General features: G+C 47.6%; 12 protein-coding genes. 7 read left to right on the top strand and 5 right to left on the bottom strand.

Annotation, left to right across the window (positions count from 1 at the left end; all coding sequences use genetic code 11):
- Positions 1-224 precede the first annotated feature (224 nt).
- Complete coding sequence (locus ACR2PX_RS00485) at positions 225-446, bottom strand: hypothetical protein (protein ID WP_433997406.1); 222 nt, start codon at positions 444-446, stop codon at positions 225-227.
- A gap of 30 nt (positions 447-476) precedes the next feature.
- On the opposite strand from ACR2PX_RS00485, the gene ACR2PX_RS00480 reads away from it, so the two are divergent.
- A complete protein-coding gene (locus ACR2PX_RS00480) occupies positions 477-986 on the top strand; it encodes a YHYH protein (RefSeq protein WP_433997405.1) in 510 nt (169 codons plus the stop codon).
- A 369-nt stretch (positions 987-1,355) separates the two neighbouring features.
- Here ACR2PX_RS00480 and ACR2PX_RS00475 read toward each other — a convergent pair whose 3' ends face one another.
- Complete coding sequence (locus ACR2PX_RS00475) at positions 1,356-1,478, bottom strand: hypothetical protein (protein ID WP_433997404.1); 123 nt, start codon at positions 1,476-1,478, stop codon at positions 1,356-1,358.
- Positions 1,479-1,795: 317 nt separating this feature from the next.
- Between ACR2PX_RS00475 and ccoN the strand changes: the two genes are divergently transcribed.
- From ccoN to ccoP, 4 genes are read left to right on the top strand one after another with little or no spacing between them, the layout of a single operon-like run.
- Positions 1,796-3,238 (top strand): cytochrome-c oxidase, cbb3-type subunit I, encoded by a 1,443-nt coding sequence (gene ccoN / locus ACR2PX_RS00470; protein ID WP_433997403.1) that lies wholly within the window; start codon positions 1,796-1,798, stop codon positions 3,236-3,238.
- A gap of 15 nt (positions 3,239-3,253) precedes the next feature.
- Positions 3,254-3,865, top strand: coding sequence for a cytochrome-c oxidase, cbb3-type subunit II (gene ccoO, locus ACR2PX_RS00465; protein ID WP_433997402.1), 612 nt, complete (start codon positions 3,254-3,256; stop codon positions 3,863-3,865).
- Positions 3,866-3,870: 5 nt separating this feature from the next.
- Positions 3,871-4,083 (top strand): cbb3-type cytochrome oxidase subunit 3, encoded by a 213-nt coding sequence (locus ACR2PX_RS00460; protein WP_433997401.1) that lies wholly within the window; start codon positions 3,871-3,873, stop codon positions 4,081-4,083.
- The gene (gene ccoP / locus ACR2PX_RS00455; RefSeq protein ID WP_433997400.1) at positions 4,083-5,003 is read left to right on the top strand and encodes a cytochrome-c oxidase, cbb3-type subunit III; all 921 of its coding nucleotides are present in this window, start codon (positions 4,083-4,085) and stop codon (positions 5,001-5,003) included. The genes ACR2PX_RS00460 and ccoP overlap by 1 nt, the downstream gene beginning before the upstream one ends.
- Before the next feature lie 93 nt (positions 5,004-5,096).
- Here ccoP and ACR2PX_RS00450 read toward each other — a convergent pair whose 3' ends face one another.
- Positions 5,097-6,443, bottom strand: a complete 1,347-nt coding sequence (locus tag ACR2PX_RS00450; RefSeq protein WP_433997399.1) for a hypothetical protein — start codon at positions 6,441-6,443, stop codon at positions 5,097-5,099.
- Positions 6,444-7,003: 560 nt separating this feature from the next.
- On the opposite strand from ACR2PX_RS00450, the gene ACR2PX_RS00445 reads away from it, so the two are divergent.
- Together ACR2PX_RS00445 and ACR2PX_RS00440 are read left to right on the top strand one after the other, a co-directional pair.
- Positions 7,004-8,590: a hypothetical protein gene (locus tag ACR2PX_RS00445; RefSeq protein WP_433997398.1), complete on the top strand. Its 1,587-nt coding sequence runs from the start codon at positions 7,004-7,006 to the stop codon at positions 8,588-8,590.
- Between the two features lie 108 nt (positions 8,591-8,698).
- Entirely contained in the window at positions 8,699-9,784 is a 1,086-nt protein-coding gene (locus ACR2PX_RS00440) for a hypothetical protein (protein ID WP_433997397.1), read from the top strand.
- Positions 9,785-9,806: 22 nt separating this feature from the next.
- Here the strand turns inward: ACR2PX_RS00440 and ACR2PX_RS00435 are convergent, their stop codons facing one another.
- Together ACR2PX_RS00435 and ACR2PX_RS00430 are read right to left on the bottom strand one after the other, a co-directional pair.
- Positions 9,807-12,485: a hypothetical protein gene (locus ACR2PX_RS00435; RefSeq protein WP_433997396.1), complete on the bottom strand. Its 2,679-nt coding sequence runs from the start codon at positions 12,483-12,485 to the stop codon at positions 9,807-9,809.
- Positions 12,486-12,672: 187 nt separating this feature from the next.
- Positions 12,673-14,802: a hypothetical protein gene (locus ACR2PX_RS00430; RefSeq protein ID WP_433997395.1), complete on the bottom strand. Its 2,130-nt coding sequence runs from the start codon at positions 14,800-14,802 to the stop codon at positions 12,673-12,675.
- Positions 14,803-15,556: the final 754 nt, after the last annotated feature.

Genomic DNA, 15,556 nt, shown 5'->3' with positions numbered 1-15,556 from the left:
AAGAAGCTTTGCAGTCTGTTCACTCTGCTGTTCGTTGCGGGTTGAGAAAACCATGGGATAAAGGATAGTCGCTGCAAGGGAAAGGTATTATTCTCTTTCTCTGTCCAGCAGCTTTTTAGGAATTACGCATTTTGCCTCGAATAAATCGGATAAATTCATCTTTTGTCTTCAGGCAGTCTTGCCGAGCTTCTCTTTCAGGTGATTCCAAGCCTGCTCATCAGGGTTCAACTCCGGGAATACCCCGGCAATAGATGAAGCCCCATAAGCTTTGGTTCTTGTGCTACATACTCCTTCGTATATTTAGCCCTATGCGCAGGATGTCCGTCGGTGATCACGATCATAGGCTTATCAACACCCCGAGCCAAGGATCTCGAAAAGTTCACTAAGGCAAAGCGATTCACGCTTCCTGTCAATGTTTTATATCTCAGTAACCCTTCGGTACTCACCACTGAAATAACCCCTAGCGTTATGACCCCATGTCACCCCTGAATAATTTCGGAACCGATGAACATAATGCCCATGTTCAGCCAGACGGCACTTACCATTATCATGGAGACCCGAAAGCGATGTACTTTCAGGACTGTGAATCACAGGGACAGGAGTCTCCGGTAATTGGATTTGCCGCTGATGGCTTTCCCGTGTATGGCCCCTGCTTCAGCGACCCTGACGACGGAGTCGTGCGTAAAGTCAGATCCAGTTTTGTTTTGAAAAGCGGAACCCGGCAATTCGTTTCTCCCTATACAACACCGGTTGCAGGCAACGGTGCCGTCAGCAGCAACAATTATAATGGCCAGTTCACAGGCGATTATGAATACCAGGCCAACAGCGGTGACCTGGATGAATGCAACGGCATGACTCTGAATGGTCAGTATGGGTATTACATCACTGATCGTTATCCCTGGACGATGGCCTGTTTCAAAGGAACACCTGACTCATCGTTCAGCAAAACAGGGCAAGCTCTGATCAACTCAATGCATTCACACTGAACCTCTGATCGAGATCTACCTGCCATTAAGAGGTGTAACTTAATTGTTATACCTCTTGCATAAAACAGCTGACACAGAAGCGAACATCTCCTGACAATCACGGTAAATCTCAGCATAAATTTAACGAAACCACCTTCGCGTAGCCCTCAGCCCTTGCCAATCCTGACACTTCACATACAAAACAAACTTTCGCAAAAGCTTTCAATACAAATCATCCGCTCATACCTAAAAAGCATTAGCAGGTCTAGTGATATTTCTGTATGATTGCGGCGGGTTTGGCGGTATCGATACTGCCAGCCGATAAGGACCGGATAATAATCAGAAGTGTGCAAGACCAGGAGTACCGATCCAGGACAAAAACACTCAGAGTCATTCAACCAGTGTCAGTAGCCGTTCATCAAAGCAGAGCCATAGAATCTCTGTAAGGAAGTGAACCGGATACCCGACCCGGGTCAAATAACTCAACAGGGCTGCCTTTATGGTACTGCTCATGAGCGGAGTGTTCCGACTCAAATCATCATCTGCAGGGCTTATTCAAATAAGAATAAAAATTGCAGCATGAAGGCCTTACGGACAACCCAGGGGAGCTGGCCGGAAGCAGAAGCTATCCGGCCTGAAATCCAGTAGAACATCATTGATTTCCTACTCTGGAAGCGATCAGCAACCGGATAATGGACAGCTATGCCCTGCAATTCTTGCAAGGCAGCCTGACGGCAATGGTGTGTTTCTGGATTTCCGGTCGTAGGTGTACAGCCTCAGGTTATCTCCAAGTCGTAATTTGCTAGCAGAATCCGAAGGTAACATGGAGCATGAGCACTGCAACGTTACAGCCAACCTATAACTATAAGGTTGTCAGGCAGTTTGCCATCATGGCGGTGGTTTGGGCCATCGTTGGGATGGGTATGGGACTGTTCATCGCTACCCAGATGGTATTCCCTGAACTGAATCTTGATTTACCCTGGACCAGCTTCGGCCGGTTGAGGCCATTACACACTAACGCGGTTATTTTCGCATTTGGAGGCTGTGTTCTTTTTTCCACCTCCTACTATGTCGTACAAAGAACCTGTCAAGCCACTCTGGCTCTACCGAGACTGGCAACATTCACATTCTGGGGCTGGCAGCTGGTTATCGTACTGGCCGCAATCACTCTTCCCCTGGGCATGACCTCTACCAAAGAGTATGCCGAGCTGGAATGGCCCATTGATATCCTGATTGCGATCGTCTGGATCAGCTACGCGATAGTGTTCTTTGGCACCATCATGAAGCGTAAGGCCAAGCACATTTATGTGGCCAACTGGTTCTTCGGCGCCTTCATTATTACTGTTGCGGTTCTGCACATTGTAAACAGCGCTGCCGTCCCTGTGTCCATGACTAAATCCTACTCCGCTTATGCCGGTGCAATGGATGCCGCTATTCAGTGGTGGTACGGACACAACGCTGTTGGATTTTTCCTGACAGCTGGCTTTCTGGGCATGATGTACTATTTCGTACCCAAGCAGGCTGAGCGTCCGGTTTACTCCTACCGCCTGTCTATCGTGCACTTCTGGGCACTGATTGCGATCTACATCTGGGCGGGTCCACACCATCTGCATTATACCGCTCTGCCTGACTGGGCTCAGAGCCTGGGTATGGTCATGTCTCTGATCCTGCTTGCACCTTCCTGGGGTGGCATGATTAACGGCATCATGACTCTGTCCGGAGCCTGGCACAAACTGCGCACCGATCCAATCCTGCGCTTTTTGGTGGTTTCCCTGTCCTTCTACGGTATGTCTACTTTCGAAGGCCCCATGATGGCCATCAAGACGGTTAATGCCCTGTCTCACTACACAGACTGGACCATTGGCCACGTACACTCCGGCGCACTGGGCTGGGTAGCCATGGTTTCCTTCGGTTCTCTGTACCACTTGATTCCAAGGGTTTGCGGTCGTGAGCAAATGTACAGCGTTGGCTTGATTAACGCTCACTTCTGGCTGGCTACCATTGGCACCGTTCTTTACGTGGTTGCCATGTGGGTTAACGGCATTACCCAGGGCCTGATGTGGAGAGCAGTAAACAACGACGGCACACTGACCTACAGCTTTATTGAGTCTGTATCGGCCAGTCACTTCGGCTACGTTGTCCGTGCAATCGGTGGCACCTTCTTCGTAGTAGGTGTTCTGATCATGGCTTACAACGTGTACCGCACTGTCAAACTTGGCAGTGAAAATCAGTATGAAGGTGAAGTTCAGGCGTCACCTGCACAGACAGCCTGATCCGGGGAGTTCACCATGAGAAAACATGATTTAGTCGAAAAAAATCTTGGTTTGATGGTGGCATTGATCGTAGTAGCCATCAGCTTTGGTGGCCTGGTTGAGATCGTGCCACTGTTTTTCCAGAAAACTACCACTGAGCCGGTTGAAGGCCTCAAGCCTTACACCGCGCTTCAACTGGAAGGTCGTGACATCTACATTCGCGAAGGCTGTGTAGGCTGTCACTCTCAAATGGTTCGTCCTCTGCGTGCTGAAGTAGAGCGCTACGGTCACTACTCTGTAGCCGGAGAATCCGTCTACGAGTATCCGTTCCTGTGGGGTTCCAAACGCACAGGTCCCGATCTGGCTCGCGTAGGGGGTCGTTACTCTGATGAGTGGCATCGTGCCCACCTCAATAATCCGAGAGACGTTGTACCTGAGTCCATCATGCCGTCTTACCCCTGGCTGAACGTTAACGTTCTGGACGGCAAACTGACCAGCAGGAAAATGGAAGTCCTGAGAAGCCTGGGCGTACCTTATACCGATGATGACATCGAAGGTGCCTCCACCGCTGTAAAAGGTCGCACTGAAATGGATGCCATAGTGGCTTATCTACAGTCGCTCGGCACCGTAATCCAGAACAAACGGTGACACCCATGGATATTAATGATCTGAGAGGACTGTCCACTGTTTTAGCCATGATCGCCTTTCTGGCGGTTTGCTTCTGGGCATACAGTGGCAGCAAGAAGCGGGACTTTAATGAAGCGGCATCACTGCCGTTTGAAGACGACGCAGCTCATATAAATACACGAGACGCTCGTGGCGAAATAAGTTGCGAGCATGCAGACAAGGATAAAGGGGCCATATAATGATGAGTAGCTTCTGGAGTGGGTGGGTTGTCTTCCTTACTCTGGCCTGTCTGGCTTTTGTAAGCTATGTGCTGTATACCACCTGGAGACAGCAGCGTAGCGAGACAACGACACAAACCACGGGACATGCCTACGATGGCATTGAAGAGCTGGACAACCCCATGCCTAAATGGTGGCTGGCTCTCTTTGTTGCCACCTTTATTTTTACGGCTTTTTACTTGTGGCTTTATCCTGGACTGGGTAACTGGAAAGGCTTTCTGGGCTGGACCTCCACTGGGGAATTGCAACGTCATCAGGAAAAACACAATCGCCGTTATCAGCCGCTGTTCGCACAGTATGCCAATACGCCGATCGAAGAGCTGGTGAACAACCCTAAAGCGGTCAAAATGGGTGAGCGTATCTTCCTGAACAACTGCGCTTTGTGTCACGGCAGTGATGCAGGCGGAGCGTTCGGCTTCCCGGATCTGAGCGATCATGACTGGTTGTACGGCGGCACTGCCGATGCCATCACCACCACTATTATGGAAGGCCGCAACGGACAGATGCCTGCCTGGGGTGCGGTGATTGGTGAGAAAGGCGTTCGTGATGTAGCCACCTTTATTCGTGCCAACGCTGGCCTGGTCGACAATATCGACCCTGCTACAGCCAAAGCGGGTAAAAAAGTTTATGACACAACCTGTGCCGTATGTCATAACGCTGATGGTAAGGGTAACCAGCTGCTGGGAGCCCCCGACCTGACCGATGACACCTGGCTGTATGGTTCAAGTCAGGCTCAGGTTGAGTACACCATTCGTAGCGGTCGTAACGGTGTCATGCCTGCCTGGAAAGACATTCTGGGTAAGGAAAAAGTACACCTGGTAGCTACCTATGTGTACAGCCTGAACGAAGACAACAAGGAAAAGAAAGAAGAGAAGAACTGATTTTCTCTGATCCACATTCTTGTTATGAAAACCGCAGCTATCTGGCTGCGGTTTTTTTATTTCAGACGACCTGAACCCTTTCTCTGCTAATCATCATTGAGTCGAACCTGTATCAATAAGTTGCATCTCAACCTCACTGCCTGCTCCACCTCGAACTCGTGCATCTATTCTGACCCTTTTCCAGTACATATACTCAATAAAGACATTCATGCCCGTAATCGCTGCGGCGTAAGCAAACCAGGTGACCATCGTCGCTACACTGGGAGTGGCTCTAAACCCCAAAGGAGAAAGGATCAGCGCCAGCGCCGAACTATCTCCCCAGAAATCATAACCATTAACGACCGTTTTATTGTTTGCATCCCAAACCGTTGGAGAATGCCAATCCGTCAGATCTTCTGTTTCATGAGCCGCTCCCGAAAGCATGCCGGCTCCTACCACGGTTAAACCCGCCCGTGCGATGACCGAAAGAACATATTGACCTCTGACGCACGCGGGACAGTGATAGCTTTTTATGTAAGGCAGTTTGTCTTTATAAACAACCAGCGTCGTTACCGTAAAGAAAGCCATGGGAATCAGCGGCATGGCAGAAGCTTCATAATGACCTTTTGACAACACCTTCAAAGTACCGAACCCCGCTTCTGCCATTTCTTTAGCGGAATAAATCACTACAGGGAATACCACGTAAGACCCTACATCATAGCCACTGGTTGTCCGACCTGTTGAACTGCCTCCACCAGGCAATCTACGGGATGCAATGCTGTTGGATACCATATAATTGAAGCGGGCGAACACGGCGGCTCCCAGAATACTCGTTCCCCATTCGATCAGATCGATCATGGCTTCTGGTATCCCGCTGGCGAACTTATCCAACAATACGCCCCCCACCAGCACCACCGTTGCCGTTCCAGAGGCACCTATGGCGGAGCCGATCAGTATTTTCCCCCGATGCTCTGGATACTCAACAATAAAAGCCCCTATAAAAATCACCTGTTCTAGAGATTCTCTTGACCATAGAAATGAGGTTTCAAGCCACTCCTGGTCGGTTACGGAAGTATTATTCCTGTTCTGGCCCATACCCTCAGAATCAAGAGATCTTTCATCCCGATCCAAAACCCCCTCTTCTTCTGCCAATCTTTTTATAGCGCTTCTAAACCCTGCTTCGGAACGATGACTTTCCACTTCTATGGTGACCGGTTCACCATCAATTTCCAGCGACACGGTTTCCCTCACTACTTTTTCCTGATCAGGCTTCAGGGCATCTTTGGATAGGGGAGTAAATACGATCATTCGGATTTCAGTGAGTGGCTCCGATGGCATTGCCAACGGGTAATCAGCCTGATTGAGCATTGCTTGCTCTTCGTCGTATAAAGCCAGGGCATTAGCATAAAGCGCTTTACTCAGAGACATTGCCAGAAGAAACACCAACAGCTTTCTGCTCATTGACTCCACCCCATCATTCAAGTGATACGACTCCCGAAGAGAGATCCTTGTAACAAGCACCTGTTATTTATAGATAATCATTCTTATCTGTAAACAATAATGATTTGTATTTTTTGTAATGCTAATAGCAGAAAAGCAATAAAAACCGATTACCGAACCGAGCCTGAAACCAGAGCTGCTAACCTGCCTGATCAAAATCTTTAGTGAGTAACAGCGGTCTTTGAAAAGGCTCAAGCCATTCAACAAAGGCAACCTGTCAGTAAACCTGAATGGTAAAACCCCATTAAACGACGCATCACTCATTTTTTACTGTCATAGGCGTGAATAACGGAATTTTGGAGAAATGGATCAGACAAAAAACTTCAACTCTTCTTATACCCAGCAATGTTGATGACTCAATAAATGAGAAAGAACCCTTTTTTAAGACCCAAATCTATAACTATTAAAGCGATAAAATCTGATCAATATTACAAACGATAATTATTCCCATTTGTACCTATCCTATCTTTAGGATGCGCAACGGCCGACTGCGTCTTCTTACTGACTTTAAGAGAGGCTTTATGAAATTAGATTTTTGTACATGCTCTATGGCATGCAGTCTTTTTCTGTTTTCAATAACGGCAGGAGCTGCCTCTACAAGCTCCCCCTCATCAGTCCAACAGGAAAAATCGGTTGAGGTCTGGCAGCCGGAACAAGCTTCTGAAAAAAAAGAGACGGGTCTTGCCAAGCGACAGACTACAACGCCTCCGTCTTGCATGGCCATTCCCGATAAAACTGAAAACAGGGCTACCTGCGTTAAGTACACTGAAGAGCAGATACGTCACTTACAGCCTAACCAAAAACTGGACGATGCTGTGGATGACCTGCCAGCCAACTATTTGCTGATTGTGCCTGCCAGACCACGGACAAACCCCTATGAAATATCAAGAACTTTAAAGCCAAAAGGAACCGCAGGCATTATCTCGAACGGATCTGGCGAAGAGGGTTTAGTTTTTATTGCACCCGCCAGCAATTTCGATATTGGAGGCGATCAGATCTATTGCCTTCTGGATTTCTCGCAGGATAACAATATTACCGGGCTCGCCATGGATGCCAGCGAGTTCGAGTTGAGTGAAAGCAGTTCCTTCAATACGACTACGCACCCCAAAGTATTGGCATACAGCAGAGGCAGCAGTCATTTTGATATATCCAGGCTGGGACTGGTTGGTAGACCCGGTCTGAAAGCACTGGTTTGGGTTGATAACGAGGGGGCTGACAATATCTCCTCAGAGGGAGAGTACAGGATCAGCAAAAGCTGGTTCGAGCTCGAAGGTGCTGAGCACGGAGTGCTGCTGGAAGGTGGCCCTGATGAAAACTCCCACAAGGAAGTTGATATCAAACACAACGTCACCCGAGTTACAGGCGCGGTTGGAGGCACGAGTTTCCAGAGAGGTATGCACCTTAAGCACGTATATGGACAAATAGAGCATGATGATTTTTATATGGATGGCAATGATGCCCCAGACGGCCAGACCAGAGTGCTTCTTGCATTAGAGAATCTTCATAACGCTTCCAGAACAGAACGCTCAAAAGTAGCAGAAAACTATTTCCACTCCCCTTCTTCCACGACCTGGACATCCGTCTGTGCCATGCAGTTTCTGCAAACCGGTGAACACGATCTGGAAGTGCATGTCTTTGCCAACAGTATTACCGACAACCTGATTCGGGCCTGTGGTAACAGCCCATCTGCCGGTAAGCAAGTTGAGGCTGAAGAGAACTATGGACCGGCTCCTCTGGAGGAAGTCATTACTTGGGCTGAGTTTTTTGATCGGGACAGCAGCCCTACCAGCTTGACTGTCTGGCCACGAATGGGAACCTGCTTTACCCCTCTGTACTCTACTCTCAACTTGAACGAAACCATTGCTAATGAGGGGGCTTCGTTCTGGGGCAAAGGCTGTGGTCTTAGTTCGAAAACAAAGCGCGCGGACTTCAACCTGGCCCTCAGCTATGAAGGGCCAAAATGCCCTGAGTGCAATAACAGTTCTGATGGCTGGAGAACGGCAGCGATCGTTTCATTCGTTTTTAACGGACTGCAAGCAGTAGGTCACATAGCACTCAGTATTGTCGCAGCCTGTTATAAATCAGGGGTTTACGCCCGATTCTATTGATACGAAGATTCAATCAGCCTGCAGTCAGACTGTGGGCTTTTTTGTTCCTGCCTATTCTGCAAACCCTTCTATATTTCCACGACCCATTAAATAAAATCACGGTCTTTTATGCTCCGTAAACTTACCCTGCTCTGCTTGTACCTGGTGGTTTCACCCTGTTCACAGGCAGCCTTGATCCAAACGGTCACCCTGCAACTGGGGTCTGAGCAGTTGATGCTGAACGTATTCGAAGACAATGGTCATGTAACATACCAACTGTACCTTCCAGGTTATTCGGATCAAAATACAGAAACGACCCAAGGAACGGATGAAGTCGACTCCCCTCAACAAACACCCCACCATGACATGCTGAACCTCCTGAACCAGACCGAAAATGCGGTGGATCAGGGCTCCCGGTTTGAAGAAGGAAACCCGGCCTGGAGACTGGCAGCCGGGGCCATGAAAAGAGGCAAAATCAATGAGTTTTGCCGGTACTGTGGCAAAGGCCTGACGGCCATTGAGGGCGATGCATCATCAGACCCGACAGGCGTTGTTGCCAGAGGAGCGCCCGCTTCCATCGCCGACTGCTCCAGCTGTAAAGGCCCTCTTCAACAATCAGGAATAGGCTGGATATCCACTGAAATGCCCGGCGGTGACATTTATGAAGGTGCACCAACCTCTTCTGAAGAGATCCTGAGAGTTATTCTGAGCTGGATCAGGGAACACAGAGGCTCTGTCTTTATTCACCTTTACTTCCATCGGAATCAGTTAAGAGCTCTGTATGGTTTTGCCAGAACCATTCATTCAGAACAGCAACAGGTTGTAGTGGAAGGCGCCATTCTTCCCCCACTCATAGAAGCATCAACGCCCGGCTTTCAATTTATTGCGGACCATACTGCCAACCAGGTTTTAATCTCACCCTTCTCCTACACTCTGCTGGCTCAACTGCATGGTGCTTTGAATTATGTATTGCAGTCCGGAGCCCTGGCCCAATTACTTCAAGCCCAGTGCCCAGCCCAAAGATGTCTGCCTTTCATCACCATGGAGCAACTGGGACTGGTTCAGGTGCCAGCTGTCGGCTTTATCCCACAAGGTAACCATCAGTTCCTGGTCATTCCTGATAATGGTGGGCCGATGTGGAAGCTCATCATAGAAACTCAGGGGGACGGCACGACTTTCATTCGCTTCCTTCCCCCAAAACTGCCGGAGAAATAAGCTGCGATGTAAAAACAGTTACTCACTCTGCATTCTGCTTGAGCAGTATTGTCAGTATTTTAAAGGCAAGCTCGGGTATATCACCCGGTGTCGCAGGACCAACATGAGGATTGCCCATAATCTCATAATCACGGATCCACTCCTTTAACATGTCCATATAGTCGTCTTTAAGCTTTTCTGAAGGCACCTTGTTTTGGAGTTTATAGCCATCCTTTTCCAGGCTGGCTATGACTTCATTGAGTATACCTTCAAAAAAATCAGTACCAGATGCATAATCTTTGGTTTTATAGAGCACCTCCCGTAACGAATACTCTTCAGACCACTCCAGACCTTTCCAGCTACTCTCTTCAGTGACGAGAGCGATTTCCATAATTAATGGCCTCATTTCGGGGTTTAGCAGGTCAACCATACTCTTCCAGGCTCTGGCAACCACCTTGTCAGATATCAGGGAAAAGGGAACAGACAGTTGCAGGCCACCAAACTCCTGGGCCTCTTCAGCAATACCTGCTTCCAGACCCTGCCTATATTGTTGTTTCAAATCATCAGAAAGACTTAATACGCCACTGATATCATGTTGCTGGTCAGCCATTCGCGCCAGTAACACCTGATGAAGCTGTTCGAAACCTTCAGTCCCCGGATAATAATGCTGGGCCACCTCTGCGAGAGATTCCTGCGACAATAAATAGGTTGAGCCCATATCCCACATTCCGGACTCGTTATCAGAATCATCGTAAACAGGCGAAGGGACTCCCCCTTCATAACCCTGTCTTCTATCTCTATTGGGCCAGAACATTTTTTTCAGTACAGCGCGGGCCAGTCCAGGAACATCGGCCTTTGTAGCGTGCTGCCCATCGCTACTAAACCATTCAAATTCTCGAATCTCTTCAAACAGCCCTTCTACATACTGTTTGATTTGTTCATGACCCAGCTTACGATCAAGAGGGTTCAGCGGATCTTTATCCAGTGGCGTCAGCACTTCCTCTATCAAAACCTCAAAAGCGGGCTCTCCCGGCAAATAGGGCTGCGCAAGATCCCTTTGAAAGGTTGGGGCGGGATCGTCTAGCTTTACCCACTCGCCATTAACCCTGAGAACAGACTCATCATCCGACGGAGTGACGGTTTCTGTAATCCGTTCTTCAACGTCTTCACTCTCCTCGATCAGCACCCCCAGCTTTCGATTCTCCACGCCTTTGATAAACGACTCTGGATTTTCTTTCCCTTGCAGAGACTTTAAGGTGGGCTTTACCGACAGCATGTCTTTTGATGATTTACGCTTGCTTGCACCTTCTGAGTTAACACCACTTTTTTCACGAGCCCTGCCTCTGGCAGTCCCTTCTCGATTGGGAAGCCACATAACGGGAATGGGTTGATCTACAAAAGTATCAACATAAGAGAGCTGACTTGTTTGTGACTTTGCAATCTGCTGATTGACACCCCGGTGATAAACGTCCAGATTCCTTTTCAAAGTCGGCTGTGGGTGGCTTTTACCAAGAAAACCCCTATTCAAAACTGGCTGTGGGTGATTTTTCCCAAGAAATCGACTCATACCATATTTCAAGGTTTTACCCATAACGCCATTAAATGCTGTCACCATCAGCTGTTTTACAGCTTTATCTTTGTAGAGATAGTAACGGCTGTCCCTGTCATTTTGGGCAATGTGAGATCCTCCCTGTGATGCCTTAACTCCTTTTTGACCCAGTGAGAAACAACCAGTGTCTGAAAATACAATGCCTTCTTTTGGTAAGTTCCATTGAACGCTTCCCATATCCAGTGACCAACAATGCTCCTCACCTTGATCCAGGGAGTAACGGTCAAAAGGATCATCAAACACCTTTGCAGAGAAAGGCCCTACCTCGACATGAATCACTTCCTCTTCAAAAGCTTCATCAGAATGTTCTGACAACCACTGTGAGAGGTTTATCATCCATTCAGGACTGATCGCAGCCTGATAGAGCTCATCAGAAGACTCTATTTCCGAGAGATCCAGCAGATAAGGTTCAATCCACTTACGGGCAGACGTTTCTTCAAAATGCACCAGAGCCGATGTATTTCCACCCACCTGACGTACTTCCATTTGCAGTACTCGCTCAGTAAACCAACTGATTGCCGAGCCAGTTTCTTCATCTTGATCCACTGACAGCCTGAGGTACTGACCCTTACTGGAAAGGACTTTTGCCAGCGCCAGGTATTCATCATCACCATAATCTGAATCTGATATTCCGGGCTGCCAGAGTGAGTGGATTCGGTACTGGACATTGAATGGTAAATGTCCGGCAATGACTTGAATCAGCAGAGGCGCCCTGCTCCGATCCTGAAAAGGCAGAGTATAAATAACGGGCTGAACGCGGCGACTGCTTTGAATCAGCGCAACTCCATCGCTGCAAAGAAAAGCAAAATCCGTCAGTGTCAGACCGGCAAAAAGCAGTCTGGCCATGGGAACACTGTGAGGGGAATATTGACTAACGGCACTAAAGATCATGAATACGGGAAACAGAGAGGTCAGCGAACAAAACCAGGTCGACACAGTGGAAGTGTGATAGCTGGCCACTGCATCGGCACTGGCTCCTTCCCACCAGAAACTGCCATTTTCATACTCTTCATAAAGACCTTCTGGCAGCTCAACAAATCTGACTGCCCCTTCCCTGGCATAGGCGTAAACACCACTTAGCAACGCTATTGCCAAGAGCAGACCGATTCTCATCTGAAAGCAACATCTCTGTACAAACCCCGGAGTAAAGATAAATATAATTTATTATTTTTATTGCCGTGCGGATTTATTTAAAAATCCTGTTAATTGACCAGCCCACCAGAATTGACTTCTTTTACGAGCTTCATAAAAAAGCCCCTGGAGGTTATCCACCAGGGGCTTAATCACTGTTTCCTATCCACTACTCAATAATGGCTTCCTCAGCAATGGATTCGTCCCAGAGGAAGTCGAGTAACCAATCGAATGTGTAAGTGACCCCATCCCACTCTTCAACCGCTCTATCAGGCATCGTAGCGGCTACCACAGATAAACGCTCCATTTCTTTCTGATGAGCCACCTTGGCTGCTTTGGCAAAGCTATTCCACTTATCAGGCGCAACTTTGAATGAGCCGACTGTGACTGTTTCGGTCTCTTCGTCTATGACGATCAGCTCCTTCTCTGGTAACAGTTCCAGAACCTTCGTCCTCATTGTATCTCTTTGCATCTGAGTTAACTTAGGTCTGGGTGCTACAGGAGGTGGTGCTTTTGGCTTGGATCCACCAACCCCTTCTCCAGCAAGACCAGGTTGCGGTTTAGCACCAGTGCCTTTTCCTTTTCCAAGCATTTGCTCCCTTTTCTTCAACATTTCGTCCATTGAAACACCCACATCACCCGTTGTGTTTCCACCCGGTGGTTTAGGTCTGTTTTTCAGATCCCCCATCTCAGATCGTTTCTTGATCACGATCTTATAGTCCTTCGGTGCCTGTATCTTGGGCGGGGGAGGTGGTGGTGGTAATCCACCTTCACCTTCATCACTGCTATCTGAAAGACTTTCCTGTTTTGCAAGTCGATGGGTTTTCAAAGCTTGCGCCATTGTTGATAAAGGCTCTCTTGCAGGTTGATTTGCCAGTTTAAGAGCAGTAGCCGTCCCACCTTTACCTCTATTATCTGGAGGTACCATAAGGGCTTCATTATCCACCGGAACCAGATCCTTTCCAGTGGTTTGAACTTCAATCACCTCAGCCGATCCAACCACTACCACTGCCTGCTGGTTCTTTCGGCCAAAATACCACTTCAACCCTTTAGAGGCAGTCAGAGCAGTCAGCCAGTTAAGTGCATACAACTTAACTTTCTTCGCACCCCACTCCCATACCAAAGCACTCTCAGTGTCATATTGGTTATAAGAAAAACTTGCAGGCATCCGATGCTCTGCTGCATAAGGCGTGGTTTTCCGACCTAAAGAAAAGCAGTGTTGATCACCAGTCATCAAAATACCTGATGGAGGCAGCCTCAAGGTCACTGAATCCATATCCAGCTGCAAACAGCCGGAATCTGCTTCTTTAGCCAAAATACGCTCTATACCCAGCTCATCATCAGCAAACATGGGCCCGCTCTGTTCTGGCAATTCTTGTCTTGCTTCTGCAAATTTTCTCATCAGATTCCAGCTGGCAGGCTTAGACAACCAGTCAGCTACATGACCTATCCATAAGGGGGAGACCGCTGATAAATACTCCTGCTCTGCATCTGCACCCTGGGCCTTGGTCAGGGAAAGCTCTACCCAGGGAAGAGATGCACTGCCACTGAAGTCAACGTGATACAGCAGCTCCTGATTAGTGCTCTGAAACAATGAAACCGCCAGATCACTATCCCGAGCCAATTCATCCCGCAAACTTGTTTGATCACCCGGCTTTTCTTCCTCCGGAGTCAATGTGAGATAAATCTGTCTTTTGTATAGAATTTTCGCTAGTCGCAAATATTCATCATTTATGTAGCGATCATCACTGGCCTCCTGATCATAAAGGCTCATGATTGTGTAATGGACATTACCCGCTGGATGCTGATAGAAAAGAATCAACAGGGCTGGCTCTTTCCGATCCCTGAATGGAACCTGCCAGATTCCGTCATGGTCTTCACCCCACTGGGTATAGACTCGGTAGGCTCTATTAAGATTAAAGCTAACATCAATTGCCAGGCCAGCTGTCAAATATAAACTAATGGCCTTCGCTCCTAAGGTATCATGTCCGCCCATAGCGTATATGATGCAGGTCATACATACCCAGGTTGTGGCCGCTTTGAAGTATCCCCATACCGCAGAAGACTGATAATCCTCAATCTCTGCCCTCACAGCACCGTCCCAATAACCCCAACCTTCAGGCGTTTTTTGCAAAACCCCCAGCGGTAACTGAATAATTTCCTCCTTGACATCTGACGAAGGGGCTTTTATTTGTTCCCCCAAAGTGTCCGGGGAAACATTTTTTGACTCCTGAGCAACCACCCAGGAGCCACTGGCACAACAGACAAGCAGCAGCGCTGCCAAAAGCACAGTTTTCATGCGGCTGAACGTCTCAATTCTGTAATAACACAAGGAGAGAAGAGTATAGTTAGAGATTAATGATTTAGCCGTTCTCTTTTATTCAACCATTGACTACTATTTTCTAATCATATTTTAAGAGCCTTGCATAGACGACCACTCACATTAAGTACGAGTCTGAGCAGTCAGATGATATACAAATAAAGATACAAGTTACTTTTATTATTCGATTAAATAGTATTTAAACGCTTTATTTCTCTTCAGTTCATCCCGCCTTACTTGTTTAATTCAATTTAAAAAGGGTAATAATCATTATTAGCCTTGATCAGAAATCATTAAAACGTCTTTTTAAATCATCTGAAAGATTCGATCCTATAACCAACCAAAACAGTCGGATTAATTAAAATCTGTTCATTAGTCACAGTAGGAATCTTGCCTTAAATACTCAACAACACCCATAAATAGCTACCGTGAAGAACAAACTTGAAGGTAAAAAAGTAATCAGTTAATTCTAAATATCTATGGATGGTGGGTTATTCAACTGATATTTAGCAAGCTTCCCCCAGCAGTAAGGTTTGATAGCTGCCCATAGAAAATCTTCTTATGGAATGATTTATTTTTTTTGATTAGGTATTACTACTATGTCATGGCCTTAAGTCCCGCTTAACGATCTGAAGAAGTAAGACAGAATGAACTGAAAGGAGCGCCCTCTGTGCTGTTCAGGCAAAATACCTGTGTTAATAACAATGCACTTGCAAGGTGCTACACAGGGACG

The organism is Endozoicomonas sp., from assembly GCF_051008435.1.
In the GTDB taxonomy this organism is placed as follows: Bacteria; Pseudomonadota; Gammaproteobacteria; order Pseudomonadales; family Endozoicomonadaceae; genus Endozoicomonas_A.
The sequence above is the reverse complement of the archived record's forward strand: the minus strand, read 5'-3'. Positions and strand labels throughout refer to the sequence as shown.